At 48.6% G+C, this 656-nt stretch carries 1 protein-coding gene; it reads right to left on the bottom strand.

Annotated features, from left to right (window positions below; translation table 11 throughout):
• Positions 1-441: IS110 family transposase (locus tag CRJ00_RS02600; protein ID WP_144038070.1), on the bottom strand; the 441-nt coding region annotated here is incomplete at its 3' end.
• Between the last annotated feature and the right edge of the window lie 215 nt (positions 442-656).

The following is a 656-nucleotide window of genomic DNA, read 5'->3' as shown; positions in this document are numbered from 1 at the left end:
GGTCCGGGCAGCTATGAGGTCCTTCAGCAGCAGTAGCTCCCTGTCCAGAGGGGCGCTTGCCCTGAGGGCATCGGCCTCCTTGAAGGCATAGTTCGCTAACCTGATGCTGTCTATCTTATCGTTCTTCCCCCTGGCTATGCCAAAGCTCCATTTGATGTGCGCCGCATTGCCTATGTGCAGGGGAAGCTGTTGCTGGCTGCAGAAGGACCAGATCAGGCGGTGGTAGATACCCGTATTCTCCATCACGACAAGCGAGTTGCCGTCCATGGTTACACCGTTTGCGGTGAGCCAACGATGGACCCCTTGGATGCCCTGGGGTGTATTGTGGAAAACCGAACTGATGGGGGACTGTTTTTTGTGGTCCAGCACGACAAGGAGACTTGCGTCGAAATGGTCCTTTGAAACGTCGATGCCAATGAAAGAGTGGGGATTGTTTGCCATGTGATCTGTTTTTTATAGTTTTGTACAGATTACCTAGTTTTTACCCCATCGATCCTAGTCCTTAATAATGGGTATTGCCCTAATTGTTATCTGGTCACTAAGGGAAAAAACGGTAGCGGATTTGATCATTGCCTAGGTATAAAAACCTTCACGGAAAGAGAATTTGCCGCTACCGTTTTAGGTAATCTTTCTAAAAGGCTAACTTAAACAATTAA

Source organism: Sphingobacterium sp. 1.A.4 (genome assembly GCF_002734245.1).
GTDB lineage: Bacteria > Bacteroidota > Bacteroidia > Sphingobacteriales > Sphingobacteriaceae > Sphingobacterium > Sphingobacterium tenebrionis.
The sequence above is the reverse complement of the archived record's forward strand: the minus strand, read 5'-3'. Positions and strand labels throughout refer to the sequence as shown.